General features: G+C 70.8%; 20 protein-coding genes. 2 read left to right on the top strand and 18 right to left on the bottom strand.

The features are described 5' to 3' along the window. Window positions 1-46 precede the first annotated feature (46 nt). From FHX33_RS04290 to FHX33_RS04270, 5 genes are all read right to left on the bottom strand, one after another. Window positions 47-760 (bottom strand): ABC transporter ATP-binding protein, encoded by a 714-nt coding sequence (locus FHX33_RS04290; protein ID WP_021759837.1) that lies wholly within the window; start codon window positions 758-760, stop codon window positions 47-49. Next, a complete protein-coding gene (locus tag FHX33_RS04285) occupies window positions 747-1,643 on the bottom strand; it encodes an ABC transporter ATP-binding protein (RefSeq protein ID WP_021759835.1) in 897 nt (298 codons plus the stop codon). Before FHX33_RS04285 ends, FHX33_RS04290 begins: the two co-directional genes overlap by 14 nt. Next, window positions 1,640-2,881, bottom strand: a complete 1,242-nt coding sequence (locus tag FHX33_RS04280; protein WP_021759833.1) for a branched-chain amino acid ABC transporter permease — start codon at window positions 2,879-2,881, stop codon at window positions 1,640-1,642. Before FHX33_RS04280 ends, FHX33_RS04285 begins: the two co-directional genes overlap by 4 nt. Then, window positions 2,878-3,885: a branched-chain amino acid ABC transporter permease gene (locus FHX33_RS04275; RefSeq protein ID WP_021759831.1), complete on the bottom strand. Its 1,008-nt coding sequence runs from the start codon at window positions 3,883-3,885 to the stop codon at window positions 2,878-2,880. The genes FHX33_RS04280 and FHX33_RS04275 overlap by 4 nt, the downstream gene beginning before the upstream one ends. Window positions 3,886-3,998: 113 nt before the next feature. After that, window positions 3,999-5,219, bottom strand: a complete 1,221-nt coding sequence (locus FHX33_RS04270; protein WP_021759829.1) for a branched-chain amino acid ABC transporter substrate-binding protein — start codon at window positions 5,217-5,219, stop codon at window positions 3,999-4,001. A gap of 229 nt (window positions 5,220-5,448) precedes the next feature. Here FHX33_RS04270 and FHX33_RS04265 point away from each other — a divergent pair, with 229 nt between their 5' ends. After that, complete coding sequence (locus FHX33_RS04265; RefSeq protein WP_039921432.1) at window positions 5,449-6,528, top strand: GNAT family N-acetyltransferase; 1,080 nt, start codon at window positions 5,449-5,451, stop codon at window positions 6,526-6,528. Window positions 6,529-6,552: 24 nt separating this feature from the next. On the opposite strand, the gene FHX33_RS04260 is transcribed toward FHX33_RS04265, so the two are convergent. The 12 genes from FHX33_RS04260 to FHX33_RS04205 form a co-directional block, all read right to left on the bottom strand. Further along, window positions 6,553-6,843 (bottom strand): type II toxin-antitoxin system RelE/ParE family toxin, encoded by a 291-nt coding sequence (locus FHX33_RS04260; protein ID WP_021759825.1) that lies wholly within the window; start codon window positions 6,841-6,843, stop codon window positions 6,553-6,555. Beyond that, window positions 6,840-7,073 (bottom strand): type II toxin-antitoxin system ParD family antitoxin, encoded by a 234-nt coding sequence (locus FHX33_RS04255; protein ID WP_021759823.1) that lies wholly within the window; start codon window positions 7,071-7,073, stop codon window positions 6,840-6,842. The genes FHX33_RS04260 and FHX33_RS04255 overlap by 4 nt, the downstream gene beginning before the upstream one ends. Window positions 7,074-7,129: 56 nt before the next feature. Continuing rightward, on the bottom strand, window positions 7,130-8,041 hold the full coding sequence (gene mutM, locus FHX33_RS04250) for a bifunctional DNA-formamidopyrimidine glycosylase/DNA-(apurinic or apyrimidinic site) lyase (RefSeq protein ID WP_021759821.1): 912 nt from the start codon (window positions 8,039-8,041) through the stop codon (window positions 7,130-7,132). After that, a complete protein-coding gene (gene rnc, locus FHX33_RS04245) occupies window positions 8,019-8,747 on the bottom strand; it encodes a ribonuclease III (RefSeq protein WP_021759819.1) in 729 nt (242 codons plus the stop codon). Before rnc ends, mutM begins: the two co-directional genes overlap by 23 nt. Before the next feature lie 13 nt (window positions 8,748-8,760). Beyond that, window positions 8,761-8,964 carry a 50S ribosomal protein L32 gene (rpmF, locus tag FHX33_RS04240; RefSeq protein ID WP_021759817.1) on the bottom strand — a complete coding sequence of 68 codons (204 nt, stop codon included), beginning with the start codon at window positions 8,962-8,964 and terminating at the stop codon, window positions 8,761-8,763. Window positions 8,965-8,966: 2 nt separating this feature from the next. Then, window positions 8,967-9,464, bottom strand: coding sequence for a YceD family protein (locus FHX33_RS04235; RefSeq protein ID WP_051336915.1), 498 nt, complete (start codon window positions 9,462-9,464; stop codon window positions 8,967-8,969). A 77-nt stretch (window positions 9,465-9,541) separates the two neighbouring features. Further along, the gene (locus FHX33_RS04230; protein WP_183428199.1) at window positions 9,542-11,806 is read right to left on the bottom strand and encodes a transglutaminase TgpA family protein; all 2,265 of its coding nucleotides are present in this window, start codon (window positions 11,804-11,806) and stop codon (window positions 9,542-9,544) included. Continuing rightward, window positions 11,799-13,106, bottom strand: a complete 1,308-nt coding sequence (locus tag FHX33_RS04225) for a DUF58 domain-containing protein (protein ID WP_183428198.1) — start codon at window positions 13,104-13,106, stop codon at window positions 11,799-11,801. The genes FHX33_RS04230 and FHX33_RS04225 overlap by 8 nt, the downstream gene beginning before the upstream one ends. Before the next feature lies 1 nt (window position 13,107). After that, on the bottom strand, window positions 13,108-14,169 hold the full coding sequence (locus FHX33_RS04220) for an AAA family ATPase (RefSeq protein ID WP_179702370.1): 1,062 nt from the start codon (window positions 14,167-14,169) through the stop codon (window positions 13,108-13,110). Between the two features lie 13 nt (window positions 14,170-14,182). Then, window positions 14,183-14,665: a pantetheine-phosphate adenylyltransferase gene (gene coaD / locus FHX33_RS04215; protein WP_021763406.1), complete on the bottom strand. Its 483-nt coding sequence runs from the start codon at window positions 14,663-14,665 to the stop codon at window positions 14,183-14,185. A 55-nt stretch (window positions 14,666-14,720) separates the two neighbouring features. Then, window positions 14,721-16,943: an ATP-dependent DNA helicase RecG gene (locus tag FHX33_RS04210; protein WP_183428197.1), complete on the bottom strand. Its 2,223-nt coding sequence runs from the start codon at window positions 16,941-16,943 to the stop codon at window positions 14,721-14,723. Next, entirely contained in the window at window positions 16,940-17,680 is a 741-nt protein-coding gene (locus FHX33_RS04205) for a tetratricopeptide repeat protein (protein ID WP_021762546.1), read from the bottom strand. Before FHX33_RS04205 ends, FHX33_RS04210 begins: the two co-directional genes overlap by 4 nt. A 64-nt stretch (window positions 17,681-17,744) precedes the next feature. Between FHX33_RS04205 and rsmD the strand changes: the two genes are divergently transcribed. Beyond that, window positions 17,745-18,317 carry a 16S rRNA (guanine(966)-N(2))-methyltransferase RsmD gene (gene rsmD, locus FHX33_RS04200; protein ID WP_183428196.1) on the top strand — a complete coding sequence of 191 codons (573 nt, stop codon included), beginning with the start codon at window positions 17,745-17,747 and terminating at the stop codon, window positions 18,315-18,317. Between the two features lie 132 nt (window positions 18,318-18,449). Here rsmD and thiL read toward each other — a convergent pair whose 3' ends face one another. After that, window positions 18,450-19,451, bottom strand: a complete 1,002-nt coding sequence (gene thiL, locus FHX33_RS04195) for a thiamine-phosphate kinase (protein WP_183428195.1) — start codon at window positions 19,449-19,451, stop codon at window positions 18,450-18,452. Window positions 19,452-19,458: the final 7 nt, after the last annotated feature.

Raw genomic sequence — 19,458 nt, 5'->3', positions numbered from 1 at the left:
GCGCTAGCCGCCCGATGGCGGTCACGCGGCGACCCACGCCCGGGCATCAGCCGACGCCCAGGTACGCCTCTTTGATGGCGGGATCGGCGAGCAGTTCACGTCCCGTGCCGGACCGCGTGATGCTGCCCGTCTCGAGCACGAACGCCCGGTTCGCCCGCGCGAGCGCCTGGTTGGCGTTCTGCTCCACGAGCAGCACCGTGGTCCCCTGCTGGTTGATCTCGGAGATGATCGTGAAGATCTGCTTGATGAACTGCGGGGCCAGCCCCATCGAGGGCTCGTCCAGCAGCAGCAGTCGCGGGCTCGACATGAGCGCGCGGCCGATCGCCAGCATCTGCTGCTCGCCGCCGGACATCGTGCCGCCGACCTGCGTCTTGCGTTCGGCCAGCCGCGGGAAGAGCCCGAAGACGCGCTCGAAGTCGGCGGCCATCCCGCTGCGGTCCTTGCGGCCGAACGCCCCCATGTCGAGGTTCTCCATCACCGTCATGCCCGGGAAGATCCCCCGGCCCTCCGGCGCCTGCGAGATCCCGCGCACCACCCGGATGTGCGCCTTCATCTTCGTGATGTCCTGGCCGTCGAAGTGGATGGTGCCCTGCGACGGGTTCAGGATGCCCGAGATCGTTTTCATCGTGGTCGACTTGCCCGCGCCGTTCGCACCGATCAGGCTCACGATCTCGCCCTCCTCCACGGAGAAGGACATGTCGTGGATGGCCTCGATGCGTCCGTAGGCGACGCTCACGTTCTTCAGCTCAAGCAACGTCATCTTCGGGCTCCCCCAGGTAGGCGGCGATCACGCGCGGGTCGTTGCGGATCGCGGTCGGAACGTCGTCGGCCAGCTTGCGCCCGAACTCGAGCACGACGATGCGGTCGGTGACTCCCATCACCAGGCGCATGTCGTGCTCGATCAGCAGCACCGTGTAGCCGTCGGCCCTGATCGTGCGGATGAGGTCCATCAGGTCCTCCTTCTCCGCGGGGTTGAAGCCGGCGGCCGGCTCGTCGAGGCAGAGCACCTTCGGGTCGGTCGCCAGGGCGCGGGCGATCTCCAGCCGGCGCTGGTAGCCGTAAGGCAGCTGCCGGGAGGCCGTGCTCGCGAGGTCGGCGATGCCGACGAACTCGAGCAGTGCCATGCCGCGCTCGATCGAGGACTTCTCCTCGCGGATGTGCCGCGGAGAGCGCACCAGGGCGCCCGGCACGCTGGTGCGGTGCCGCGCGTCGAGCCCGACGACCACGTTCTCCAGCGCGCTCATCTCGCCGAAGAGGCGGATGTTCTGGAAGGTGCGCGCCAGGCCGAGCCGGGTGATCTGGTGCTGCTTCTGTCCCTTGATCGACGTCCCCTCCAGCAGCACGTCACCGCTGGTGGGTTTGTAGACGCCGGTCATCGCGTTGAAGCAGGTGGTCTTGCCTGCACCGTTCGGGCCGATGAGACCGAGGATCTCGCCGCGCCGGATGTCGAAGCTCACGTCGTCGAGGGCCGTCAGCCCGCCGAACTTCACCGTGAGGTTCTTCACCTCGACGAGCTTGTCGCCGACCCCGACCGCGATCTCACGGTCCGGCGCGGCCGCTGCCGCGACCTCCAGGTCGACGTCGAGGTCGGTCAGCGCCTCCGGGTCGGCACCATCGGGCAGCTCTTCGCGGGCGTCGGTCATGATGCGCCTCCGTTCGGCGTGACGGGCGTGCTCGGCGGAGCGGGCGGCGCCGGCGGTGTGGGCGACGAGGAGGGCGTGCTCCCGGTCGTCGGCGGTGGCGTCGGTTTGCTCACCAGGTACTTGTACGCGTTGCGCCCGTAGGCGAGCAGACGCTGCTTGGCGGGCACGAGGCCCTTCGCGCGGAAGATCATCAGCACCACCAGGGCGACGCCGAAGATCAGGTACTTGTAGTCCGCGATGGCGGTGAAGCGCAACGGGATGTACGCGACGATCGCACCGCCGAGCAGGGCGCCGACCTTGTTGCCCGTGCCACCGAGGACCACGGCGGCGAGGAACAGGATCGAGGTCTGCACGTCGAACTTCTGGTTGTTCACGAAGCCGACCTGACCGGCGAAGAGGGCTCCGGAGAGACCACCGACCGCCGCACCGATCGCGAACGCCCACACCTTGTACTTGAAGGTGGGGACGCCCATGATCTCGGCGGCGTCCTCGTCCTCGCGGATGGCGATCCACGCGCGGCCCACGCGGCTGCGCTCCATGTTGCCGACCAGCAGCAGCACGATGATGATGATGACCAGCGTCAGCCAGTACCAGGGGATGCCGTTCGAGTTCGAGAAGATCGGCACGCCCTTCGCGGTCTCCCCCGGCGGGTGGCCGACGTTCTGGAAGCCGACCTGCCCCTTCAGCGCCGGGATGATCGTCGCGAGGATGCGCACGATCTCACCGAAGCCGAGCGTCACGATGGCGAGGTAGTCGCCGCGCAGGCGCAGCGTCGGCACACCGAGCACGACGCCGAAGATCATCGCGACGACCATGGCCACCGGGATGGTCCACAGGTACGGGATCTTGACGAACGGCGAGTCCGGGCTGGTCAGCATGGCCGCCGTGTACGAGCCGACCGCGAAGAACGCGACGTAGCCCAGGTCGAGCAGTCCGGCGTAGCCGACCACGACGTTCAGACCGACCGCGATGAGCGCGTACACCGCCATGCTGAAGCAGGCGAGCGCCCAGTCATTGCCCGGCTCGGTCGTGAGGGGGAAGAAGTTCAGGTAGGGCAGTGCGAAGGCGATCGCCACCACGATGAGCATCCACAGCCATTGGATCGGGCGGGGAAGCCGGTTCCATCGGTCGCGGAAGCCCTGCAGCGGGCCGCCCTTCTTCTTGCGGGATTCCTCCGCGTCGATCGCCTGTGCGCTGCGCGCATCCGGGAGGACCCGGGGTCCGTCTGACGTGCTCATGCTCTGCTCCTCCCCAGCGAGGTACCGAGGATGCCCGTGGGCTTGATCAGCAGCACCAGCACCAGCACCACGAAGGCGATGACGTCGGTCCACTGCGAGTCGCCCAGCAGGATCTGTCCGTAGTTTCCGATCAATCCGAGCAGGAGTCCACCCAGAAGGGCGCCGCGCACGTTGCCGATGCCGCCCAGCACCGCCGCCGCGAACGCCTTGATGCCCAGCACGAAGCCGCCCGTGTAGATCACGCCGGAGGGCACCAGCATCACGTAGAAGAGGGCCGCCGCACCGGCGAGGATGCCGCCCAGCACGAACGTGATCACGATGATCCGCTCCTTGTTCACGCCCATGAGGGTCGCGGTGTCCGGGTCCTGCGCGACGGCGCGGATGCCGCGGCCGGTCCGGGTCCGGCGGATGAACATGTCGGTGAGGATCATCAGGACGACCGCCGCGATCACGATGATGAGCGACTGGTTGTTGATGATCGTCCCGAAGACGTCGAACACGGCGACCGGCCGGAACATGGTCACCGCGGGCTCGGCGTTCGCTCCGCGGATCACGAAGATCAGCGACTGGATGGCGAACGACGCGCCGATGGCGGTGATCAGGAACGCCAATCGTGGCGCATTCCGTTTTCGCAGCGGCCTGTAGGCGATGCGTTCGAGCAGGAAGGCCGTGACCGCCGACGCGAGCATGCCGACGAGCAGCGCGAGCAGGAGGTCGCCGACGATCGCCGGCAGCGACAGGTTCGGGATCGACGGGCCGAAGCCCAGCGAAGTGAGGGTGATGACGACGCCGTAGGCGCCGACGATGAAGACCTCGGAGTGGGCGAAGTTGATCAGGTTCAGCACGCCGTAGACGAGGGTGTAGCCGACGGCGATCAGGCCGTAGATGGCGCCGAACGTGAGGCCGTCGAACGTCGCGCCCCAGAAGTTCTGTATGAGCGAGGGGACGTCGAAGTTGATCCAGGAGTTGTCGATGACCGGGTGGAGGACAAGCATTTCGAGCATTCAGGCATCCAGATCCATCGTGAAGGGATCGCCGTCGATCCCAATCGGAGCGGACAGTGGGGACGAAGGATGCCGCGGGCCACGGTGGCCCGCGGCATCCTCATGGTGTCGCGCTATCCGATGGTGCCGATCGGCACGATCTTTCCGCCCTCGACCTTGTAGCCGTAGACGGTCGGGGCCTGGAGCTCGCCCTTGTCGTCCCACTTGTAGTGCTTGCTCAGACCGTCGGCGTCGTAGTTCTTCACCCAGTCGACCAGGTCGGCGCGGGTCGTCTTGCCCTTGTCGATGCCGGCCAGCAGCACGGTGGTGGCGTCGTAGCCCTCGATCGAGTAGGTGCCCGGCTCGGAGCCCGAGAGCTTCTTGTAGGCGGACTCGAAGTCGGGGATGAGCTCACCCGGGATGCAGGGGCAGGTGAAGTACGCGTTGCTCGACGCGTCGCCGGCCAGCTTGATGAACTGGTCGTCCTTCACACCGTCCGGGCCGACGAACGTGCCGGTGAAGCCCTTGTTGACCAGCTGCTGGTCGAACGGGGCGCCCTCGGCGTAGTAGCCGGCGTAGTAGACGGCGTCCGGCTTGGCGTTCAGGATCTTCGAGACCACGGCCGAGAAGTCCTTCTGGCCGGTGGTCACCTTGTCGGTGCCGACCAGCGCGTCGCCCAGCGCCTGCGAGGTCTGGGTGCCCAGGCCGATGCCGTAGTCGGAGTCGTCCTGCACCAGGTAGACCTTCTTGGCCTTGAGCTGGTCGGTGAGGAACTTCGCCGCCGCCGGGCCCTGCACGGCGTCATTGCCGAGGCCGCGGAAGAAGGTCTTCCAGCCGTTCTCCGTCAGGCCGGGGTTGGTGGCCGACGGGGTGATGTGGACCAGGCCCTGCTGCTCGAAGATGTTGCCGGTGGCCTTCGACTCGCCCGAGAAGGGGAGGCCGACGACGCCGACGATGTCGGCCTCGTTGACGGCCTGGGTGACCGGGCCGGTCGCCTTGTTCGGGTCGCCCTCGGTGTCGAACTTCTTGAAGCCGACCTGGCAGTCCTTGTTCGCCTCGTTGTGCTGGTTGATGGCGAGCTGGATGCCGTTGTAGATGTTGATGCCGAGCTGGGCGTTCGGGCCCGTCTCCGCTCCGACGTAGCCGATCGTCAGGCCCGCGGGGCAGGTCGCCTTGCCGTCTCCGGCAGGGAGGACCGCGTCCTTGGGCGTGTCGATGGAGGTGATCGCCGGGATGTCGACTTTGGAACCGCTGCTGGTCGATCCGCCGGTCGAAGGCTGGTTGGCGCAACCAGCCAGGAGGAGCGCGACCGACGCTGCAACGGCCGCACCGATGGTGACTTTCTTTCGTAACATCTTCTGCCTCTCGACGTGAAATGCGTCACGAACGTGGCGTAGTTGCCACGTCGCACCACGAATATGTGTGCTGAGACTACATGCTGCGCAAGCTTTTGCAACCAGGTCGGACAGCGGGATTTACACGATCGAAATCAAACGGGCCCGTGGTCTTCCCCCACGCCACCGGCCGGATTAGGCTCGGTAGTTCCGGCCCCGGCGATGACGCCCCGGGCGCCCGTGGGGGGAGGTGTGCAGGTTGGAGATCCGTCGGCTGACGCTCCCGGACCGGCTCGGCACCCCCGAGTCCGCCGCCTTCGAGGAGCTCGTCGGAGTGCTGAACGGCATCGTGTACGCGCTGTGGGGCGACGACGACTTCGTCGAGACGGCGGAGGAGGCGCTCGCTGCGCTCCGCGAGCAGGAGTACCACGAGAAGATCATCCTGGTCGCGGTCGAGGAGGGCGCCATCGTCGGCCGGGTGGAGGCCGACTTCCCGCTCGACGAGGACGCCGAGACCGTCGCGCTGCTCGTCGACGTGGTGCCCGCCCTGCGGAGCCGCGGGATCGGAGCCGCCCTGCTCGCCGCCGGGGAGGAGCTGGCCGCGGACGGCGGCCGCACGGTCGTGACCACCTATACCGAGCATCCCGTGCACGCGCTGCCCGAGGAGGGCGCCTGGGTGCACGCCCCAGTCGGCACCGCCGGCCTCCCCGCCGAGGACCCCGGCGTGCGCTTCGCCCTGCGTCACGGCTACCGGCTCGGCCAGATCGAGCGCTCGAGCGAGCTCGAGCTGCCCCTGCCGCCGGTGCGGGAGGTCGCCCTCGCGAGCACCGCCGCCACCGCGGACGGCTACCGCGTCGTCTCCTGGTTCGGCTCAGCCCCGGACGAGCTGCTGGAGGCCTTCGCCGCCCTCAAGGAGCGCATGGTCGTCGACGTTCCGCAGAGCGGCATCGCGCTGGACCGGGAGGAGTGGACCGGCGACCGGGTGCGGGCGCAGGAGCGCGAGCTCTCCGCGCGTGGCGAGCCGCTGCTCGTGACCGTCGCCCAGCACGTCGGCTCGGGCGACCTCGCCGCCTACACGGAGATCGCAGTCCCGGCCGACGGCGAGAAGGCCGAGCAGTACGACACGCTCGTCGCGTCGGCGCACCGCGGGCACCGGCTGGGGACCCTGGTCAAGCTCCACAACATCCACGAGCTCTCCCTCCATGCCCCGCACATCCACCGGCTGCTGACCTGGAACGCCGACGAGAACACGCCGATGATCGCGATCAACCGCGCGTTCGGATTCCGCCCGCACGCCCTCACCGGGACGTGGCAGAAGACGCTGACGTGACGGGTGCGCGCGCCGGCGACCCGCTCACACGTGAAGGGTCGGGTCCATTCGCTGGTGCAGGATGCGGATCACGTCGACTCCGTCGGCTCTGGGGACGTAGAACAGGAGGTGGCTGCCGATGCCGTAGCGCCGGTACCCCTCGCGGATCTCATCGCAGGCGCGTCCACGCAGAGGATCGTCGGCGATCCGCTCGATGGCCGCCCTGATCTCGGCCAGATACGTCTCGGCTTGACCGGCGTCCCAGCGTTCCGCCGTGAAGTCCCAGATCGCCGAGAGATCACGCTGCGCGGCCGGGGTGAGGCGGTACTGCGTCACGATTTCTTGGTCGCGATGAACGCGTCGAAGTCGAAGTCCTCCGGCGCGCCGCTCGCCTCGCCCGCTGCGAGAGCGGCGCGAAGCGCGGTGAGCTGCGTCTCCTGATCTTCCAGCAACCGGAGAGCCGACCGGATGACTTCGCTGGCCGAGCGATAGCGCCCTGACGCGACCTCTCGGGCGAGGAACTCCGAGAAGTGGTCGTCCAGACTGATCGAGGTGTTCTGAGCCATGCCTCAACGATACCAATCCTTGGTATGTCGAGCCAGAACCTCGCAGACGTCGTCCCTCACCGCAGCCGCTGGCACCTCGGGCAGAAGTGCGAGGAGCGGTTCATGAACTTCTCGCGCACGATCGGGGTGCCGCAGCGCGGGCAGGGGCGGCCCTCCTGGCCGTAGGCGTTGAGGCTGTGCGCGAAGTAGCCGGAGTTGCCGTTGACGTTGACGTACTGCGCGTCGAAGCTGGTCCCACCCTCGGCCAAGGCCTTCTCGAGCACGTGCCGCACCTCGCTGAGCAGAGTGCGGACCTTCGCCGGGCTCAGCGAGGAGGCGGGCTGTTCATAGTGGATGCGCGACGCCCAGAGCGCCTCGTCGGCGTAGATGTTGCCGATGCCGCTCACGAGCGTCTGGTCGAGCAGGGCGCGCTTGATGCCCGTGTTCTTGCGGCCCAGCGCCGCGGCGAAAGCGCGATCGTCGAACGCCGGGTCCAGCGGGTCGCGGGCGATGTGCGCGACCTGGGTCGGCACCAGCGCCTCATCGGTGCCCAGGCCCGCCGCCGCGCCGTCCGCGGTCGGGATCAGCGCGTCGACCGCCATCGACCCGAAGATGCGCTGGTCGACGAAGTGCACCCAGAGCTCGCGGCGCGACCCGTCGGGCTGCACCGCGGTCTCGATGTGCAGGCGGATGCGGAGCAGACCGGCCTCCACGGCGCCCGGGTCGCGGAGCAGGATCTGCCCGCTCATCCCGAGATGCGCGACGATCGCCTGCCGGGGCTCCCCGTCCAATGGGATCCAGAGGAACTTGCCGCGACGCGCCGGCGTGCGCATCGTGCGGCCGAGGAGCAGCGCCTCGAACTCGCCGGCGACGGGGTCGTGACGCTTCAGCGAGCGCGGTTCGAGCACCTCGACGCCGAGGATGGTCGCGCCGGAGACGGCGGGAGCGAGCCCGGCGCGGACGACCTCAACCTCGGGAAGCTCGGGCACGTCGGCTCGTGAGCTCGGTCCACGCCGTGAGGGCCGCGGCCATCTCGGCCTGCTTCTTGCTGGTGCCCTCGCCCTCCGCGGTCACGAGCTCGCCCACCGAGACGGAGGCGTGGAAGACCTTGGAGTGGTCGGGGCCCGTACTGGTGACGGTGTAGACCGGGAGCCCGGCGCCACGGTGGGCAGCGGCCTCCTGCAGGCTGGTCTTCGGGTCCATCGCGGCACCGAACCGGTCGGGATCGCCGAGCAGCGGCTCGACGAGACGCAGCACGAGCGCCGTCGCCTCGGTGCCGCCCAGATCGAGGTACGCCGCTCCGATGATCGCCTCGACCGTGTCGGCGAGGATCGATGCCTTCTCACGGCCACCGCTCTGGTTCTCGCCGCGTCCGAGCAGGAGGTACTCGCCGAGGCCGATGCCCCGCGCCACCTCCGCCAGCGCGACGGAGCTGACCAGGCTGGCCCGGCGCTTCGCGAGCTCGCCTTCGTCGAGGTCCGGGTTCTCCCGGAACAGCTTCACCGTGACGGCCTGCCCGAGGATCGAGTCGCCGAGGAACTCGAGGCGCTCGTTGTTCGGGATGCCGCCGTGCTCGTACGCGTACGAACGATGCGTCAGCGCAAGCCCGAGAAGCTCGGGGTCGATGTCGACCCCGAGCTTCTCGATGAGTTCAGTGCGGTCGGGGTTCTCCCCGGCCAGACCGTGCCCTCTCATTGCTGAGGGACGATCAGACGTCGGCGACCTTGCGGCCCTTGTACTCGAGGAACAGGGCGGTGCCTGCGGAGTCCTCGACGACCTTGGCACGGTGCGGGAGGCTGTAGGTCACCTTGCCGCCTTCGACGGTCTTGACGAGCGTGGGGACCTCGGCCTTCCACTGCGAACGACGGGCGCGGGTGTTGGCGCGAGACTGCTTCCGCTTCGGAACGGCCATGACTATCTCTCTTCTGTGTTCCCGGTGGACGGGGTGGATTCATCGGTGTCGGAAGCCTGGAAAGCCGCAAGCGCAGACCAGCGGGGATCGACGGTCTGGGTGGGCTCCTGGTCCGGTTGATCCGCCAGCCGCTCGCCGGTCTCGGGGTCGAGACCTGGGCAATCCGGCCGGCACACCGGCTGAAACGGCAGTGACAACACCACCGTATCCCTGATCAGAGGTTCAAGATCCACGTGGTCGTCGTGAACCTCATAATCGAAAGCTTCTCCAGAAGGATACGCGAAAAGTTCCTGGAAATCGACTTGGACAGGCTGTTCGATGTCGATCAGGCACCGCCCGCACACGCCGGTGGCGGTGGTCGAGCCCTCCGCGGTGACCAGGATCCCCTCGTGGACGGACTCCAGGCGGAGGTCGAGATCGAGGTCCGCACCCTCCTGGACGGCGAGCAGGCCTTCGCCGAGCTTCTCCCGCACGGGGATGCTCAGCTCCTGCTCCTTCATCGATCCGGGACGGTGCACGAGGTCGTACACGCTGACCGTGTATGGGGTGTTCTTGAACGAGGTCACGGTCGGCTAGTCTACGCGGCGCTTCCCGGGCTCGCAGCGATCGGCCAGCCTGCTGGCAGCAACGACACAGGCAGCAGCAGCGCCCGCAGCCGACGCGACGGCCCGGCGCTCGCCTCCAGCGCGTCGAGGACCCGCTGCAGGTCGTCGGCGAGTCCCACCGTCGACCCGCGCACCGGCGGCCCGTAGGAGTCGCGCTCGCGCACGGCCAGCAGGCGGAGCACCGCCTCCTCCCCCGGCGTTCCGGCGATCTCGTCGGCCAGGCGCCCGGCGAAGGCGCGGGGCGTCTCGGTCGCGGGCGCGACCCAGCCCAGATCGCGCACCGTGTCGCGGAGCTCGGACCACACGACCGCCGCGCCCCCCGACGCCTCGGACAGCCGTCTCAGCCGATGTCGTCGCCGCACCCGGCGGACGACCGCCGGGATCAGGAGCACGGCGAGCACCAGGACGGCGATACCCAGCCCCGAGAGCACGGGCTGCAGCGGGGACGGGGCCGTGGCGCCCCGAGCGCCGGCGACCTGCGCGGGATCGGTCGGCACGATCCGCTTCGGAGCCGTGGTCGCGCCGGAGGCCGGAGCGGACGTCGGCGCGGCGGCCGCGGTGTCGGCCCGCGTGTAACTCGGGATCGTGCCCCGGCCCACGGTCGGCTCGAACGGCACCCAACCGACCCCGGCGAAGTACAGTTCCGGCCAGGCGTGCAGGTCGTCGCTCGTGACGGTGTACTCACCGGGGTTGCTCGCCGATCCCCCGCCCGACGCCCCCGGCAGGTAGCCCTCCGCGACGCGGGACGGGATGCCGAGCGAGCGCGCCATCAGCGCCATCGCGGAGGCGAAGTGCACGCAGTAGCCGCTCTTGGCCTCCAGGAACGCGGCGATGACGCGGGCGCCGTCGCCGTCATAGCCCTGCTTCAGCGGGGTCTGGGTGGAGTACACGAAGCCGTTGTCGCGGAAGTAGTCCTGCAGGGCGACGGCCTGCTCGTACTCCGATGTCGCCCCTTCGGTCGCCGCGATCGCGGTCTTCTCGATGATGGCGGGCATGTTCGTGGGCAGGAACAGATCGCGCTGCACGTCCTCCGGCACGACCCCGCCCGCGGCCTTCAGCTGATCGGCCGTCGGCTGCAGGAGGAGGCTGGTCGCCGTGTAGTCCTGGCCCTGGGTGGTCGCGTTGATCCCACCGATGGTGAGGTCGTCCGGATCCCACGACCAGGTGCCGGTGAGGCCTTTGACCGACTGCACGGGCGCGGGCACCGGCAGCCAGCGGCTCTGCATGTTGTCGATCGCGACGGTGGTGGTGATCTTGGAGGTGGGCACGTCGGCGGACAGCCCGGCGACCGGGCCGATCGGCGTCCCCTCCGCGAGGCGCTTCGTGTCGCGCTCGCGGTGCTTCCAGACCGAGCCCGTGAACTGGTCGAGCGACGCCAGCTTGAGGTACTGGCCCGTCGGCGCGGAGGTCGTGTACGTCAGCGCGCGCACGGCCGTCGGGCGGCGGAGGTCCTTGCCGAGGTCGATGAGCGGGGTCACCGTGCCACCGATGTTGATGCCGCCGGCGGTGAACGACGTCGCTCCCCCGCGGTCGAAACCCGGTGCGGTGCCGGCGAGCAGCAGCGCGACCACCGTCGCGGCTGCGCCGACGGCCAGCGCGGCGCCGGGTCGTGGCGAGCCCGGGCGCCGGGTGCGCACGTCCGCCCGCAGCAGCCACAGGTAGGCGATGGCCGAGAGCGCGAGCGCACTGGGATCGAGCCCGTCTCCGAGCAGCGCGCCGGGGACGACGAGCACCGCGCCCACGCCGACGGCGGTGAAAGCGGGCGCGCGGACCGCGACGGCGAGCGTGTCGAGCACGACCGCGATGAGACAGGCGCCGCCGACGACGAGGAAGAGGAACTCGGGAAGGCTCTCGGCCGGCGTGCCCTGCTGGTAGATCGACAGCATCGCCTGCTGCAGGAGCTGCCACCAGTGCACGAAGGTCGCGGGCGTCGGGATGATGCCGAGCAGCCCGGTGCCGCCGCCGAAGACGGCCGTCATGATCATCGCGCCGAGGACGAGCTCGAGCAGCGGCACGAAGCCGCGGTGCACGCCGAGCGTCCGCAGCCCGGCTCCGGCGACGAGCAGGAACGCGGAAGTCAGGATGAGGGCGAACCACCAGCCGGCGCCCTGGATGAGGCCGACCAGCGCGACGCTGGCCGCGAGCATCTGCAGCACCATCGCCCCGGTCAGCCGCCAGTAGCCGACGCGGCGGCGGACCGTGCGCGGAACGGCGAGAGCGATGGACTCGCTAGCCATTGGACACGGCCCCCTGTCGCGCGAGCGCGCGCTGCCACGAGGCGGCCGGACCGTCGCCGGGCGCGCACTGCAGGCAGAGCCAGCCTGCGTCGACGAGCACCTCCTCCACCTCCGGCGGGGTGGAGGGTGCGAGGAACGCGACGGCCGGGTCGCCCATGGACCGCAACGCAGCCAGCGAGCCGAGCTCGCGCGTGCCGCCGAGCAGGAACGCGAACACCGGGACGGAGCGCCCCGCGCGCCGCAGCCCGGTCGCGAGTTCCGCGACCGCGTCGTCGCGCGGCTCGACGCCGGGCTCGATGCTCGCGAGGTCTGCGAGCAGCAGCCGATCGGCGCCGCCGAGGTCGTAGGTGGGGCTCATCGCGCCCAGCGTCCCGGAACGTCCCGCCCCGCTCCGGCCGTTCAGCTGGCGCTCGGCGGTCTCGACCGCGCTCACCGCGAAGCCCTGGTCCAGGAGGTGGACGCCGACCGACGCGATCAGGTCGACCTGGTCCTCGAAGGCGGCCTCGCCGGCGATCCCGCCCCGCGTGTCCAGCAGCAGCCACGCCTCCGGGTTGCTGCGCTGCTCCTCCTGCCGCACCATGAGCTGGTCGTGGCGGGCCGTCGCGCGCCAGTGGACGCGGCGCAACGGATCGCCCGGGCGGTACTCGCGCGCGATCAGCTCGTCGGCGCTCGGGATGCTGTGCCGCAGCAGTTCGTGCTCGGTCCCCTCGCTGTGCGCGACGTCGAGGACGCCGTTCGCCAGCGGCACGACCCGCGGGGTGACCAAAAGCGTCCGTGGCTGCCCGAGGGCGTACTCGCCGTAGGCGATCCCGAACGGATCGGTCCGGCTGATGACGAGCGGGCCGACGGGGTGCGACCCGCGCTTGTCGGCCGTCACGTCCTGACGGAGGACGGCCGTGTCTCGTCCGTGCGCCGCGTTCGCCTCGTGCGGGCCCAGCCGCGGGAAGGGCGCCCGCCGCTGCACGTCGATCGCGGCCGGGGCGAACTCCCGCCAGCGCGCCGCCGGGCTGGGCCGCCCGACCAGGTTGCGGGCCGTCGTGACGATGGTCGTCTTCTCCCCCACCGCGATCACATCGGGGTGGAAGCTGCGCGTCACCCCGAGCCGGGGCCGGTCCCACGTGACGGAGATCATGGCCGCCAGCGGCAGCACGGTGAGGAAGACGCCGACGAAGAGCACGTCGGTCCGCCCGAGGAAGGCGGAGGCGGCCAGGGCGACGATGCCGATCGCGCCCAGGGTCCACCCGCGCGCGGTGGGCCGCGGCTTCGTCAGCGGGCTCGACGCCCGGCCGCGGGGAGGCACCCTACCGCCCGCCCGCGCCGATCGCGCCGGAGCCGACGGGCACCGGCGTGGAGGCGACGATGCGCCGGACGATGTCCGCGATCACCGGGGCGCTCTCGTGGTGGTGGCCGAGCGCCCGGCTCGTCGGCAGGAGCCGGTGGCCGAGCACGGGGACCGCCAGCGCGTCGATGTCGTCGGGGAGGACGAAGTCGCGCCCGTCGAGGGCGGCGAGTGCCTTGGCGGCGCGGATCAGCTGCAGCGTGGCGCGGGGGCTCGCCCCGAGCCGCAGGTCGCGGTCCTCGCGGGTGGCGCGCGTCAGGTCGACGGCGTACTGCTTGACCGGGGTGGAGGCGAAGACGCTGCGCGCCGTGGTCATCATCGACCGCAGCTGCTCCGAGGTGACGACCGGCCCGATCCGCGAGAGGGGGCTCGAGGTGTCGCGCGTCGTGAGCATGGCGAGCTCGGACTCCTCGTCCGGGTAGCCCATCGCGATGCGCGCCATGAAGCGGTCGCGCTGGGCTTCGGGGAGGGCGTAGGTGCCCTCCATCTCCACCGGGTTCTGCGTGGCCACGACGATGAACGGGGCGGCGAGCGGATAGGTGGAGCCGTCGACGGTGACCTGGCGCTCCTCCATGCACTCCAGCAGGGCGGACTGCGTCTTCGGGCTCGCACGGTTGATCTCGTCGCCGATGACGATGTTGGCGAACACGGCGCCCGGCTTGAACTCGAACCGGCGCTCGGCCTGGTTGTAGACGGACACGCCGGTCACGTCGCTCGGGAGCAGGTCGGGGGTGAACTGGATGCGGCTGACGGTGCAGTCCACCGACTTCGCGAGCGACTTCGCCAGCATGGTCTTGCCGACGCCCGGGACGTCCTCGATGAGGAGGTGGCCCTCGGCCAGGAGCACGACGAGGGCGGTGCGCACGGCGTCGTGCTTGCCGTCGATCACCGACTCGATGTTCGCCGTGATCTGCTCCGCGGCGCGGCGCAGCCCGGCCAGGTCCATGGTGGGCTCGGCGCTGCCGTGCTCCTCCTCCGGTGCGACCGAGGGTTCCGTGGGCTGGCGCGTCGCGTAGCTGTTCATGGCTCCTGCACTCTCATCTCGATGACAGCAGTTCGAAGACCGCGGGCGGGACGTACGGGCTGACGTCGCCGCCCAGCGCGGAGACCTGGCGCACCAGCGAGCTGGACACGTGCGCGTTCGCGGGGTTGGGCAGCAGGAAGACCGTCTCGACGTCGGCGAGGTGGCGGTTCACGATCGCCATCGGCGTCTCGTACGCCACATCCACCTGCGAGCGGATGCCCTTGACGAGCACGTGCGCCCCCACGTCCGTGCAGTAGTCGACCAGGAGGCCCATCGACCAGGAGGCGACGACGATCGTGCCGACGATCCCGGCCTCCTCGATCGACCTCTCCAGCAGGGAGACGCGCTGCGCGATGGGCAGCAGGGCCGACTTGTCCGGGTTGTGGACCACCACGACGTGGACCTCGTCCCAGAGCCCGGCAGCGCGCTCGATCACGTCGAGGTGACCGAGGGTGACCGGGTCGAACGATCCAGGGACTACGGCGATCCTGTTCATAGGGCACCAGACTATCCCGCGATAACCGTCATTTCGTTGTGAATCCGTTACCTTGTCACGACTTGCCGAGGTAGGCCCGCTCGGCCTCGTCGAGCCGCCGGGCCAGCGCGGCCTGCAGGGCGGGGACGGCGGCCAGGCCGCCCTCCGCGTCGAGCGTCTCGGCGGCCGCGACGCGCGCCTCGCCGATGAGCTCGCCGTCGGAGGCGACGCGCAGGAGGCGCAGCGACGAGCGGCCCCCGGACTGACGGCTGCCCAGCACATCCCCCTCGCGGCGCAGCTCCAGGTCGACGTTGGCCAGCTCGAACCCGTCGAGCGTGGCGGCGACGGCCTCCACGCGCTCGCGGGCGAGCGACCCCTCTTCCGCGGCGGTGACCAGCAGGCAGAGCCCGGGCACGCCGCCACGGCCGACGCGTCCGCGCAGCTGGTGCAGCTGCGACACACCGAACCGGTCGGCGTCGAGCACCACCATGGCCGACGCGTTCGGCACGTTGACGCCGACCTCGATCACCGTCGTGGCGATGAGGATGTCGATGTCGCCCGCCGCGAAGGCGCGCATGACCTCGTCCTTCGTCTCGCTCGGGAGCTTGCCGTGCAGCACGCCCACGCGCGCGTCCGCGAAGAGCGGGTCGGCGCGCACCTGCGCCGCGACGGACTCGACGCTCGCGACGGCGCGGGGCGGCGCGTCGCCGGCGCCCTCCTGCTCCGCGGCGGATGCGGACTCCTCCCCGTCGTCCTCGGCCTCCTTGCCGGTGATCGCCGGGCAGACGACGAACACCTGCCGTCCCTTCGCGATCTCCTCCGAGGCGCGCTCCCAGATGCGGCGCTCCCAGCCGGGACGGTCCGACAGCGGCACGACGAAGCTCTCGATGCCCTGGCGCCCGGCAGGGAGCTGGGCGATCGTGGAGACGTCGAGGTCGCCGAAAACGGTCATGGCCACCGTGCGCGGGATGGGCGTCGCCGTGAGCACGAGCACGTGCGGCGGGGTGCCGCCCTTCGCGCGCAGCGCCTCCCGCTGCTCCACGCCGAACCGGTGCTGCTCGTCGACGACGACGAGCCCCAGGTCGAAGAAGGTGACGGCGTCGCCGAGCAGGGCGTGCGTGCCGATGACGATGCGGGCCTGGCCCGAGACGGTGCGCAGCAGCGCGCGCTTGCGCTCCTGGGCGCCGAGTTGGCCGGTGAGGAGGGTCGGCATCAGCTGCGCCGACAGGTCCGGGCCGAGCATCGCGGCGATCGAGCGCAGGTGCTGGGCGGCGAGCACCTCGGTCGGCGCGAGCAGCGCGGACTGACCACCGGAATCGGCGACCGCGAGCATCGCCCGCAGCGCCACGAGGGTCTTGCCCGAGCCCACCTCGCCCTGCACCAACCGGTGCATCGCGGCCGTCCCGGCCAGATCGTGCGTGATCTCGCTGCCGACGAGCGCCTGGTCGTCGGTGAGCGAGAAGGGCAGCGCCGCGTCGAAGCGCTCGAGCAGACCTTCGGGCTCCGCACGCCGCGGCGTCGACGCCACCGTGCGCGCCTCGGCCCGCTGCTGCAGCAGGGCCGCCTGGAGCACGAACGCCTCCTGGAACCGGAGCGCGTCGCGCGCCCGCTGCCACTGCGAATCCTTCTCGGGGCGATGGACGCCCTCCAGCGCCTCCCGGTACGACAGCAGACCCCGTTCGGCGGCGAGGGAGGCCGGCACCGGGTCGGGCGCGGAGTCGAGGGCGTCGAGGGCGAGCTCGACGGCCTTCTGCACCTGCCAGCTCGCCACCGTGCCGGTCGCCGGGTAGATCGGGATGGGCGTCTGCGCCCACTCCTTCGCGGCGGCGCTGCCGGGCACCACCGCGTTCTCGGAGTCGGGCGCGAACAGTTCGTAGTCGGGGTGCGCCAGCTGGAGGGCGCCGCGGTACGCGGAGACCTTGCCCGCGAAGATCCCGCGTACGCCCGGCACCAGGTCCTTCGAGCGCCACGACTGGTTGAAGAACGTCAGCGTCAGGATGCCCTCGCCGTCGGAGATCTTCACCTCGAGGATCGAACCGCGGCGGGCGCGCATCGAGCGTTCCTGCACCCGCAGGACCTCCGCGATGATCGTGACGTTCTCGTCCAGCGGGAGGTTGGCGAGAGCGGTCAGCTCGCCGCGGCGTGCGTACCGCCGCGGGAAGTGGTGCAGCAGGTCGCCGACCGTGCGCATCCCGAACGCCTTCTCGAAGGCCGAGGCCGTCCGGCCGCCGAGCACGCCGCTCAGCCGCGAGTCGAGCGTGATCGCGCCCTCGACGGCCGGGGCGGAGGCGTTGGTCATGATTCGATCGTAGGCGCAGCCCCCGTCAGCGCGGCGATCTCGGCCTCGACGTGCGGGTCGCCGGGGCGTTCCTCCGCCAGTACCCGCTGCCGTTCCAGCGCCTCGTCCGCGCGTCCGGCCGCCCGCATCCCTCGCGCGACGGCCCAGCGCGCGAGGAAACGCTGGTCGGCGGTGCCGTACGCGTCGGCGGCATGGAGGGCGTGCTCGAACTCGTCGACCGCGGCCGTGGGGTCGCCGTCGTCCAGCAGCGCCCAGCCGCGGTTGTTGTGGAGCGCGACGCGCCAGCGCAGCGTGCGCGGATCGTCGGACTGCGCGAGGTCGGCGAACGCCTCCTCCGTCCACTGCTCGCTGCGGACCCGATCGACGATCGCGAGCATGTGCGCGGCGTCGGCCGCGAGGAAGGTCTCGCTTTCCCGGCGCGCCGCCTGCAGGGCCTCCTCGAGGACCTCGACGGCCTCGGCACCACGACCTTCGCTGGCGCGCAGGCGGCCGCGCTCGAGCAGGATGCGCACGTGCAGGCGCCCGCTCGCCGGCTCCATCGAATCGAGCAGCGCATCGGCCTCGGCGAAGCGTCTCTGGAGTCCGAGCGCCCGCGCCCGCTGCGTCTGCAGCTCGGCCCGCACCAGTTCGCCCCGGAAGGGCTCGGCGGCCGCGGACGCGATCCGCTCCCCGGAACCCACCGGATCGTCGAAGTCCCACAACGCGTCGAGCTCGGACTGAGCGAGGCGTTCCTCCATGCCCCTATCTTGCGGGCGCGGGCGCGGAAAGGCGAGGGCGGGATGCGGCTAGGCTCGGATGGCCATGACCCGAATCGTCTCCGGATATGCCGGCTCGCTCAGCCTCCAGGTGCCGAAGAGCGGCACGCGGCCGACGAGCGACCGGGTGCGCGAGGCCGCGTTCTCCGCCCTCGACGCGCGCGGGGCCGTGCACGGCGCGCACGTGCTCGACCTCTACGCCGGCTCCGGCGCTCTCGGCCTCGAGGCGGCCAGCCGCGGCGCCACCGTCGTGACGCTCGTCGAGCGCAGCCCGGCCGCCGCGCAAGTCTGCAAGCGCAACGCGGCCGCCGTCACCCGGGCGGCGCCGCCCTCTGCGCGCCCGTCGGTGGAGGTGCGCGCGGTGAGCGTCCAGTCGTACCTCGCGGGCGCGTCCGGACCGTTCGACCTCGTGTTCATCGACCCGCCGTACGACGTCGACGACGCCGAGCTGCTCGGGGTGCTCACGTCGCTCGTGCCGCTGCTGGCTCCGCACGCGTCCGTCTGCGTGGAGCGCAGCACCCGCACGGGCGAGCCGACGCTCCCCCACGGCCTGGAGCTCGTGCGCCGCAAGGACTACGGCGAGACCGCCCTCTTCTGGCTGGAGCCGGCCGAGGCGTAGCCGCGGGCACTCCGGCCGTACCGGTGGTCACGACATGCCGCTGGCCTCGAACGGTTTGTCAGAACACGCCGTCAGCGCACCCTCCTGGACGGCGTGTCGTGACGACTGGATTGCGAGGGAAGGCGCCGCGGGTCACCCGGCGGCGCCGTCCCACTCCAGGTACGGGTCCCAGCCGCCGCGCTCGTCGAAGGGGCGGCCGTCGACGAGGAGTCCGGCACCCTCCCGCACCACGCCGATCCGGCGGAACCCGCCTGGCAGCACCGCGGACGCCGGGAAGGCGGCGAAGAGGCTGTGGTCCTCTCCCCCGGTCAGAGCCGAGCGGACGTCGTCGCCGAGCCCTGCGCGGTCCAAGTCGATCGCCACCCCGCTGGCCTCGGCCACCCGTCGTGCATCCAGCGCCAGCCCGTCGCTGAGGTCGAGCATCGCCGTCGCGCCGGCGTCAGCCGCGCGCGGCCCGTCGGCGATGGGCGGACGCGGACGCAGCTGCGCGCCGACGGTCTCGGGATGCGCGGCGTAGACGTCGGCGAACCGCTCGCGACTCGGGACGCCCTGTTCGTCCACCGCCTCCGCGAAGAGCAGCCGGAGCCCCTCCGCGGCGGCGCCCAGCACACCGGACACGGCGACGACATCCCCTGGACGTGCACCGCTGCGCAGGACGGGGGCGCGGCCCTGGAGGTCGCCGAACGCGGTCACCGCGAACGTCAGCGTCTCGGATACGGACAGGTCGCCGCCCACCACCCCGCAGCCGGGGGCGAGCTCCTCGCAGGCGAGGCGGAAACCGTCGGCGATCGCCTCCAGGTCGGCGACGGGCATCGTCGAGGGCGCCGCGATCGCGACGACCAGGGCGGTCGGGACCGCGCCCATCGCCGCGACGTCGGACAGGTTGGTGGCCGCGGCCTTCCAGCCCAGGTCTTCCGGCGACGACCAGGCGAGGCGGAAGTCCGGGCCGTGCACCATCATGTCCGTGGTCACGACGTAGCGGCCGTCGGGCGCAGCGAGCACGGCCGCGTCGTCGCCCGGTCCGACCAGGGTGGCCGACGATCCGGGCAGCCGCGGGAAGATGCGGCGCAGTGCCTCCCGCTCGGTGGTCTCGCCCATCGTCGCGCCGGCCGCCGTGCTCTCAGACATTCCCATGTCTGGA

Origin of the sequence: Leifsonia aquatica (genome assembly GCF_014190775.1) — a bacterium.
Taxonomy (GTDB): Bacteria; Actinomycetota; Actinomycetes; order Actinomycetales; family Microbacteriaceae; genus Leifsonia; species Leifsonia aquatica.
The sequence above is the reverse complement of the archived record's forward strand: the minus strand, read 5'-3'. Positions and strand labels throughout refer to the sequence as shown.

Excerpts from the sequence above, each read along its gene's own strand:
- FHX33_RS04290 (WP_021759837.1), bottom strand. The coding sequence starts at position 760 with ATGACGTTGCTTGAGCTGAAGAACGTGAGCGTCGCCTACGGACGCATC.
- FHX33_RS04285 (WP_021759835.1), bottom strand. The coding sequence starts at position 1,643 with ATGACCGACGCCCGCGAAGAGCTGCCCGATGGTGCCGACCCGGAGGCG.
- FHX33_RS04280 (WP_021759833.1), bottom strand. The coding sequence starts at position 2,881 with ATGAGCACGTCAGACGGACCCCGGGTCCTCCCGGATGCGCGCAGCGCA.
- FHX33_RS04275 (WP_021759831.1), bottom strand. The coding sequence starts at position 3,885 with ATGCTCGAAATGCTTGTCCTCCACCCGGTCATCGACAACTCCTGGATC.
- FHX33_RS04270 (WP_021759829.1), bottom strand. The coding sequence starts at position 5,219 with ATGTTACGAAAGAAAGTCACCATCGGTGCGGCCGTTGCAGCGTCGGTC.
- FHX33_RS04255 (WP_021759823.1), bottom strand. The coding sequence starts at position 7,073 with ATGGCTCAGAACACCTCGATCAGTCTGGACGACCACTTCTCGGAGTTC.
- rnc (WP_021759819.1), bottom strand. The coding sequence starts at position 8,747 with ATGAGAGGGCACGGTCTGGCCGGGGAGAACCCCGACCGCACTGAACTC.
- rpmF (WP_021759817.1), bottom strand. The coding sequence starts at position 8,964 with ATGGCCGTTCCGAAGCGGAAGCAGTCTCGCGCCAACACCCGCGCCCGT.
- FHX33_RS04235 (WP_051336915.1), bottom strand. The coding sequence starts at position 9,464 with ATGAAGGAGCAGGAGCTGAGCATCCCCGTGCGGGAGAAGCTCGGCGAA.
- FHX33_RS04230 (WP_183428199.1), bottom strand. The coding sequence starts at position 11,806 with ATGGCTAGCGAGTCCATCGCTCTCGCCGTTCCGCGCACGGTCCGCCGC.
- FHX33_RS04220 (WP_179702370.1), bottom strand. The coding sequence starts at position 14,169 with ATGAACAGCTACGCGACGCGCCAGCCCACGGAACCCTCGGTCGCACCG.
- coaD (WP_021763406.1), bottom strand. The coding sequence starts at position 14,665 with ATGAACAGGATCGCCGTAGTCCCTGGATCGTTCGACCCGGTCACCCTC.
- FHX33_RS04210 (WP_183428197.1), bottom strand. The coding sequence starts at position 16,943 with ATGACCAACGCCTCCGCCCCGGCCGTCGAGGGCGCGATCACGCTCGAC.
- FHX33_RS04205 (WP_021762546.1), bottom strand. The coding sequence starts at position 17,680 with ATGGAGGAACGCCTCGCTCAGTCCGAGCTCGACGCGTTGTGGGACTTC.
- rsmD (WP_183428196.1), top strand. The coding sequence starts at position 17,745 with ATGACCCGAATCGTCTCCGGATATGCCGGCTCGCTCAGCCTCCAGGTG.
- thiL (WP_183428195.1), bottom strand. The coding sequence starts at position 19,451 with ATGGGAATGTCTGAGAGCACGGCGGCCGGCGCGACGATGGGCGAGACC.